The organism is Pseudomonas mucoides, from assembly GCF_015461845.1.
Lineage (GTDB): Bacteria > Pseudomonadota > Gammaproteobacteria > Pseudomonadales > Pseudomonadaceae > Aquipseudomonas > Aquipseudomonas mucoides.
Genome location: NZ_JACOPW010000011.1, coordinates 201,086 through 208,972, shown reverse-complemented (window position 1 = coordinate 208,972; position 7,887 = coordinate 201,086). Strand labels below are relative to the sequence as shown.

5 protein-coding genes are annotated in these 7,887 nt (G+C 61.7%); all 5 read left to right on the top strand.

The genetic code is table 11. The features are described from left to right. Nucleotides 1–287: 287 nt before the first annotated feature. Nucleotides 288–2,180 carry a penicillin-binding protein 2 gene (gene mrdA / locus H8F22_RS30760; protein WP_027925520.1) on the top strand — a complete coding sequence of 631 codons (1,893 nt, stop codon included), beginning with the start codon at nucleotides 288–290 and terminating at the stop codon, nucleotides 2,178–2,180. A gap of 120 nt (nucleotides 2,181–2,300) precedes the next feature. Further along, nucleotides 2,301–4,205, top strand: a complete 1,905-nt coding sequence (locus H8F22_RS30755; protein WP_027925519.1) for a sigma-54-dependent Fis family transcriptional regulator — start codon at nucleotides 2,301–2,303, stop codon at nucleotides 4,203–4,205. Continuing rightward, the gene (locus H8F22_RS30750) at nucleotides 4,205–5,923 is read left to right on the top strand and encodes an ABC transporter ATP-binding protein (protein ID WP_027925518.1); all 1,719 of its coding nucleotides are present in this window, start codon (nucleotides 4,205–4,207) and stop codon (nucleotides 5,921–5,923) included. Before H8F22_RS30755 ends, H8F22_RS30750 begins: the two co-directional genes overlap by 1 nt. Next, the gene (gene qhpE / locus H8F22_RS30745) at nucleotides 5,913–6,590 is read left to right on the top strand and encodes a subtilisin-like serine protease QhpE (protein WP_194941080.1); all 678 of its coding nucleotides are present in this window, start codon (nucleotides 5,913–5,915) and stop codon (nucleotides 6,588–6,590) included. The genes H8F22_RS30750 and qhpE overlap by 11 nt, the downstream gene beginning before the upstream one ends. Then, nucleotides 6,587–7,885 carry a flavin-dependent monooxygenase QhpG gene (qhpG, locus tag H8F22_RS30740; protein WP_194941079.1) on the top strand — a complete coding sequence of 433 codons (1,299 nt, stop codon included), beginning with the start codon at nucleotides 6,587–6,589 and terminating at the stop codon, nucleotides 7,883–7,885. Before qhpE ends, qhpG begins: the two co-directional genes overlap by 4 nt. Nucleotides 7,886–7,887: the final 2 nt, after the last annotated feature.

Sequence of the window (7,887 nt, the reverse complement as noted above, 5' to 3'; positions counted from 1 at the left end):
GTGAAACGATGCATCGCCGATGGTAGTGTGGGGTTTCCCCATGTGAGAGTAGGTCATCGTCAAGATTAAATTCCGAAACCCCTATCTGCGTATGCAGGTAGGGGTTTTGTTTTGCCCGCAGGAAAGTGCCATCACCGACCGTCATTTAGGCCCTCAAGGGCAACCGTTAGAGGAAATCGCACTAAAGCAACCGCGCAGTTTTTGGTATGGTGCAGCTCGTTTTTTTAACGGACTGATTTCAAGCCTACGGATCGGCACCCGTCTTTCGTCACAGAGTTGCTGCAGAAATGCCCGAACCGATACCGATCAAGGACCACGAAAAAGAGACGCGCCTCGTCAATAAAAGACTGATGGCTTGCGGCTTGTTCGTCGTCGCTATTACCTGCGCGCTGGTGGTGCGCATGTACGTCTTGCAAGTGGTCGAATTCGACTACCACTCGACCATCTCCGAAAACAACCGCGTCCACGTCTTGCCGATCACGCCCACCCGTGGGTTGATCTACGACCGCAATGGTGTGGTTCTGGCGGATAACCGGCCGAGCTTCAACCTGACCATCACCCGCGAACGCACTTCGGATGTCAAAGAAGAGCTGGATGAGGTGGTCAACCTCCTGCACCTGCCGATAGAAGATCGAACGTTGTTCGACAAGGCCATGAAGCAGGCCCGTCATCCGTTCGTGCCGGTCACGCTGTTCTATGAACTGAGCGAGGAGCAGATCGCTGTATTGGCGGTCAACGAGTACCGCCTGCCAGGGATCGATGTCGAGCCTCAGTTCGTGCGTCACTACCCGATGGGAGCGCACTTCGCGCATTCGATCGGCTATGTCGGTCGTATCAACGAGAAAGAATCCAAAGCCCTGGACAACGTGGAATACCGCGGCACTCAATCCATCGGCAAAACCGGCATCGAAAAATTCTATGAGTCCGAGTTGCATGGCCATGTCGGTTACGAAGAAGTCGAAACCAATGCCCAAGGCCGCGTGCTGCGCGTGCTCAAGCACACCGATCCGGTCCCCGGTAAAAACATCGTCCTGAGCCTGGACGTCAAACTTCAGGAAGCCGCCGAAGAAGCCTTGGGTGATCGTCGTGGGTCGGTCGTTGCACTCGACCCATCGACCGGTGAAGTGCTGGCCATGGTCAGCAAGCCAAGCTTCGACCCGAACCTGTTCGTCACCGGGATCAGCTTCAAGGAATACGCGGCGCTGCATGACTCCATCGACCGCCCGCTGTTCAACCGCGTGCTGCGCGGCCTCTACGCGCCGGGATCGACCATCAAGCCTGAGGTGGCCATCGCCGGCCTCGATGCCGGTGTCGTCACCCCACAGACCCGTGTCTTCGATCCGGGTTACTACCAGCTCCCGGATTTCGACCACAAATACCGTAACTGGAACCACAGCGGCGACGGCTGGGTGGACATGGATGCCGCGATCATGCGCTCCAACGACACCTACTTCTACGACCTCGCCCACAAGCTGGGCATCGATCGCCTGCACGACTACATGGCGATGTTCGGCCTCGGGGAGAAAGTCTCGCTGGACATGTTCGAAGAGTCTGCCGGTTTGATGCCGTCTCAAGCCTGGAAGCGCGCCACACGTCGTCAGGCCTGGTTTCCTGGTGAGACGGTGATCCTCGGCATTGGCCAGGGCTACATGCAGGTCACTCCGCTGCAATTGGCCCAGGCCACCGCGCTGATCGCGAATAAGGGGGTGTGGAATCGACCGCACCTGGCCAAGACCGTGGATGGCGTAGCGCCGGTGGATGAGCACCCGATGCCGAACATCCTGCTCAAGAATCCGCATGACTGGGAACAGGTCAATCACGGCATGCAGATGGTGATGCACGATGCTCGCGGGATTGCCCGGGCGGCTGCGATCGGGGCTCAATACCGGATTGCCGGCAAGAGTGGTACCGCGCAAGTTGTTGCGATCAAGCAGGGCGAGCGCTACAACCGGGCGAAAACCCTGGAGCGTAACCGCGATAACGCCTTATTCGTTGGCTTTGCTCCGGCTGAGCACCCGAAGATCGTCATCTCGGTGATGATCGAAAACGGCGAGGCCGGTGGTCGCGTCGCCGGTCCGGTGGTGCGGCAGATCATGGACGCCTGGTTACTTGATCAGGACGGTCATCTCAAGCCGCAATACGCCGCCCCGAGCAAAGCGCCAGGTGATCCTCACGTGTAAGTCGTTACTTCGCAATCACAAGCGCCATAAGGCACTTGCCATCGCCCTTACGTTAACGTAAAGATTGCGGCAGGGCGCTGAACTTGAAAAAGCGCAGGGCGGACCGATTCGGAGCGCTTGATGACGCTAATAAAAACAACACCACCGAAACTGCACCGCGAAGCCCGGCTGGCCCGGGAAAGACTCCATCTGGAGGGCGAAGTCCCCGATGGCGTCTTGCGCGCGGAAATCGATGCGTCCTGGCGGCGCAGCCTCAGTCATGGCGTGCACTTCAATGGCAAGCACGAACTGGCGCTGGAATCGAGCGCCAGCCTCGATGTGCTGCTGTCGAGCAACCGACTGCTGATCGACGCGGCATTGCCAGCGATTGATTACCTGGCTGAACGCCAAGGCAAGGAAGGCCTGATCATCCTCGCCAATTCCGACGCCACCATCCTCGCTGTCGAAGGGCGTGCCGACCGCCTCAAGGGCAGCGGCCTGCAAGACATTACGTTGGGCGCCTGCTGGAGCGAAGCCGCTCGCGGCACTAACGCTCTGGGCACTGCACTGGTCGAAGCCCGGCCGACGATGATCGATTGCGGCGAACATTACCTCGATCGCCTGACGGATTTTTCCTGCACCTCGGTCCCGATCCACTGCCCTCAAGGCGACATTCTTGGCGTGCTCGACCTGACCCGAGAAGGCCCGCTCGGCCGCGTCCATGACAGCACCGCGTTGTTGGCGATGGCGGTCAGCCAGATTGAAAGCCGCGTGTTCAACGCCAGTTATCCCGACGAAATCGTCCTGGCCTTCCACAGTCGCCGCCAATACCTCGAATCGCCTTGGCAAGGCTTGTTGGCGGTGAGCCTCGGCGGTCAGATCCTCGCGGTCAGTGCCCAGGCCTGTCAGTTGCTCCATGCCGAGCGCTCGGCGCTGGTCGGTCGACGTTGCGAAGAATTCCTCGGCGTCGATGGCCTGCAACTGTTATCGCGTTTGCACCAGGGCGGCGTCGGCAGCCTGCAAACCGCCAAGGGCGAATTCTTCTACAAAACCCTGCGCGCGCCGCAGCGGTCAATCAATGTCAGCACCCCAACGCGCACGACCGCCAAAACCACGAAACCCCAGCCGGACCTGGAGTCCCTGGCCGGTAGCAACGTGCGTTATGCCCGCGCCCTGCGCATGGCCCGGCAAGGCTTGGCCAATGAGTTGCCAGTGTTGCTGCTTGGTGAAACCGGCACCGGTAAAGAAGTCATCGCCCGCGCCCTGCACATGGCCGGAACCCGTCGTGACAAGCCCTTTATCGCTGTGAACTGTGCGGCCATTCCCGAAGGCCTGATCGAATCGGAACTGTTCGGCTACCGCGAAGGCGCCTTCACCGGCTCCCGTCGTGGTGGCATGATCGGTCGTCTGCAACAGGCACACGGCGGCACCTTGTTCCTCGATGAAATCGGCGACATGCCGCTGGCCTTGCAAGCGCGTTTGCTGCGGGTGCTGCAAGACCGCAAAGTCGCGCCGCTGGGTGCCGGCGAAGAACAGGACATCGACGTCGCGCTGATCTGCGCCACGCACCGCGACCTCAAGCGTCTGGTGGAAGAAAAGCACTTTCGCGAAGACCTGTTCTACCGGGTCAACGGCATCAGCGTGATGCTCCCGGCCCTGCGCGAACGCGACGATTTCAGTGCACTGGTCGGGCGATTGCTGACCAGGCTAGATGCACCAACCGTCGTCCTGCATGACGATTTGAACCGACTGCTTAGCGGCTATCACTGGCCGGGCAACATCCGCCAATTGGAGATGGTGTTGCGCACCGCGCTGGCCATGCGCGAGCCGGGGGAGGGCGTCCTCACCCTCGACCACTTGCCCGACAGCATGCTCGACGAATTGACCGCCACCGAACGCCCTCAGTCCGGCAGCATTCGTGAAAATGAACTGGAACTGATTCGTCAGTCCCTGGACACGCACCAGGGTAACGTCTCGGCCGCCGCCGACGCGTTGGGCATCAGTCGCGCGACCCTGTATCGCAAGCTCAAACAGTTGCGTTCGTGATGCAGCGCCTGATCGTCCGGCTGATTGACAGCCAGAACCCCGAAGCCCTGCAAGCGGCATTGCGCTGGCTCTACAGCTTCGTGCGCCCCCATCGCTTGGCCATCGCCGGGCTGCTCGGTTTGTCGGTGTGTGCCTCGCTGCTGGTGTTGGTGCAACCCTGGTTGACCAAGCTACTGATCGACGATGGCCTGCTGGCGCGCAATTTTGCGATGCTGGTGTTGATTGCCGGGTTGATGATCGTCGCCGGGCTGCTTGGCACGGCGCTGTCGGGCATCAACCGCTACTTGCACACGCGGTTGTCCGGGCGGATTTTGTTTGCGCTGCGCGATGATCTTTATCGGCATTTGCAGACGCTCTCTCCGAGCTTTTACGGTCAGCGGCGGATTGGCGACCTGATGTCGCGCCTCGATGGCGACGTCGCGGAGATTCAGCGCTTTGCCGTGGACTCGCTGTTTTCGGCGGTATCGAGTGTGATCGGTCTGGTCTGCGCGGTGGCGATGCTGCTGACCCTGTCCTGGAAACTCTCGTTGTTAGCATTGGTGCTGATCCCCCTCGACGTGCTCTGGCTGCGCTGGATGCGGCGCAAGGTCGAGCGCGATGTGCGGCAATTGCGCGAGCGCTCGGCGGACATGTCCTCGTTCATGGTCGAGACACTGCCGGTGATGAAATTCATCCAGTCCGCCGGCCAGCAACAGCGTGAAGCACGGCGTCTGGAAACGCTGGGTCAGGGCTACATGAGCCAATTGCTGCGCCTGCAAGTCACCGAGTTTTTTACCCAGGCCGTACCGGGAACACTGACGTCGTTGTCCCGGGCCTGTGCGTTTTTGATTGGCGGGTACTGGGTGGTGCAGGGGACCTGGCAGTTGGGCGCCTTGATCGCGTTTTCTACTTATCTGGGCATGGCCGTCGGGCCGGTTCAGAGCCTGCTCGGGCTCTACGTCGCCATTCAACGGATGACCGTCAGTCTTGGGCGCGTGATGGAATTGCGCGGCGAAGAGCCGACCGTCCTGACGCCGGTCCAGCCACAACCCATGCCGACTTCGGGTGACCTGCGATTCGACGATGTGCACTTCAGTCATCCCGGTCGCCCGACCACCTTGCGCGGTATCGAAGCGCGCATTCCCTACGGTTTGAAAGTCGCTCTCAGCGGCGGCTCCGGGGTCGGTAAATCAACCCTGATCGACCTGCTGCAACGCCATCATGATCCGCAGTCCGGCCGCGTATTGCTGGGGGAGGTCGACCTGCGGGAGCTGGATCTGTTCCAGTTGCGCCAGCGGATTGCCGTGGTCAGTCAGGACATCGTGTTGTTTCGCGGCAGCCTCGCTGACAACCTCGCTTATGCCGTACCGCACGCCAGTCGCGAGGCGATTGCCGAAGTCGCGCGACTGGCGCAACTCGACAGCCTGATCGAGTCGTTGCCCGAAGGCCTCGACAGTCCGTTGGGCGAGCGCGGCCAGCAGCTGTCGGGCGGGCAGAAACAACGCATCGCCATTGCCCGGGCACTCTTGCAGGACCCGCTGATTCTGGTGCTCGACGAAGCCACCTCGGCAGTGGATGAAGCCACTGAGCGCGAAGTGATCGAGGCCATCGACCGACTGTTTGCCGGACGTACACGCATCCTGATCAGCCATCGCCCCTCCACCTTGGCCGATGCCGATCTGCGTTTTGAATTGCTCGACGGCGTGCTCACCTCAAAAACGGTGCTGCATGAAGCCTGAACTGCGCATCGGTGTGGTCGACAGTGGGCATTCGGCGGCGCAACGGGTGCAAGTCGTCGCGGGTCGGCGCTTCTCGTTGCTGGACGATGGACTGGCCGAAAGCGACTTGCGCGACGATCCGCTGGGCCATGGCAGCGCAGTGATTGAAGCCATCGGCAGGCGGGCACCTTCAGCGGTGTTTTGCGTGGGGCAGGTGTTTGATCAGCGCGGCGTCACTAGCGCCTTGCAGATCGCCAGCGCTATTGACTGGCTGGTGGCGCAGGACGTTCGGCTGATCAATTTGAGCCTCGGCTTGCGACAGGATCGCAGCCTGTTGCGCGAAGCCTGCGCAGCGGCGGTGGCACGCGGGGTTCTACTCTGCGCCTCTAGTCCCGCGCAAGGCGAGGGCGTGTTCCCGGCCAATTATCCGCAGGTGCTGCGCGTTACCGGCGACGCCCGTTGCACCGAACAGCAATGGTCGTGGCTCAACAGCGCGCAAGCGGATTTCGCCGCGTGTGTGCATGGGACCTATCCAGGACAATCCGGCGCCAGTCTGGGGTGTGCGGCGTTGAGCGGGCACATCGGCGCTTTTCTGGTCGAACATCCTGAGGCGAGCAACCAGCAAGTGGTCGAATGGCTGCGCGAGCATGCGCGTTATCGCGGCCCTGAACGGCGCTTCGGCCCATGATCGTGATACTCGGCGCCGGGCCAGCAGGGGCGGCGGTGGCCCTGGGGTTACGGCGGCTCGGTTATCCCGTGACGCTGGTCAGCGAGTGGCGCCGGTTTGCCGCGCTGGAAGGTGTTTCGGTGCGAGTGCTGGACGCACTGCGCGGCGCGGGCCTGCATCAGGCGCTGGCGGAAGCGGCGTTGCCTTCCCAGCGGCAGGTGTCGTGGAACGGTCAGCAGCATGCGCAGAACATTGAATTCCTGTTGGACCGTCCCGTCTTCGACCGAGGCTTGCGCGAAGACCTGCGCCTGGCAGGAGTCGAGGTGATCGAAGGTCGGGTGCTGACGGTTCAGACCGACGCTACGGCGCATCGAATCGAGATCGAAGGGCGTGAAGCGCTGGTCGCGGACTTTCTGGTGGACGCCCGAGGGCGTCAGGCACCTGCGCTTGGTAAAGGCCTGAGAGGGCCGGAGACGGTCAGCCTGCTCAATCGCTGGCAGGCCACGCCGGGCAGCACCGCCAGCGCAGTGGAAAGCCTGGAGGATGGCTGGGCGTGGATGGCGCGGCGGGCTGATGGTCAGTGCTATTGGCAGTGGACGGTGGACGTGGCCAGCGCCAACCTGCCGGGCAAGGCGCAGTTGCTCGACTATTGTCGGCAGCGGCGCCAGGGCTCGGCGCTGGCTCAGGCTTTTTTCGGTGCCTCGCCGGAAATCGACCTGCAGTTGCATGCCCGCAGCAGCACCGCGATCCTCAGTCCGCAGGTGTGCGGTCCGAACTGGATTCGGGTTGGGGATGCAGCGATGGCGGTTGACCCGCTGTCGGGCAACGGGATTTTTCAATCGCTGTCCTCAGCGCTGCAGGCGCCAACGGTGATCAACACGCTGTTGCGAAAACCCGAGCGAACGGCCTTGGCACAGCGTTTTCATCGGCAGCGGGTGGAACAGCTGTTTTTGCGCTTTGCGCGGATCGGTCGTGACTTTTACGCCCATGAACAGCGATGGCGGGACCAACCATTCTGGCAGGCGCGGCGGCAGTGGCCGGATGCTCAGGTGGCCCATGCCGAGGCAGATTTTGCCGCGTTGAGGATTGAGCGGGCGCCGGTGTTGAATGAGGGGTTTGTCGATGAAGCCGAGGTGGTGATCACGGCGGATCAGCCGTTGGGGATCTGGCATGTGCAAGGGGTTGAAGTGGCGCCGTTGGTGCGGCGGTTGCGTACTGAGCCGGCGGAACAGGTGTTGGCGGGGTTGACGGTGGAGCAGGGGCGGGTGGTTCGGGGGTGGTTGTTGGCTCAAGGCTTCAAACCCCGGGATTTGTAGGG

What these genes read in the sequence shown, in the direction of transcription:
- H8F22_RS30750 (WP_027925518.1), top strand. Translation starts at nt 4,205, where the DNA reads ATGCAGCGCCTGATCGTCCGGCTGATTGACAGCCAGAACCCCGAAGCC.
- mrdA (WP_027925520.1), top strand. Translation starts at nt 288, where the DNA reads ATGCCCGAACCGATACCGATCAAGGACCACGAAAAAGAGACGCGCCTC.
- qhpG (WP_194941079.1), top strand. Translation starts at nt 6,587, where the DNA reads ATGATCGTGATACTCGGCGCCGGGCCAGCAGGGGCGGCGGTGGCCCTG.
- H8F22_RS30755 (WP_027925519.1), top strand. Translation starts at nt 2,301, where the DNA reads ATGACGCTAATAAAAACAACACCACCGAAACTGCACCGCGAAGCCCGG.
- qhpE (WP_194941080.1), top strand. Translation starts at nt 5,913, where the DNA reads ATGAAGCCTGAACTGCGCATCGGTGTGGTCGACAGTGGGCATTCGGCG.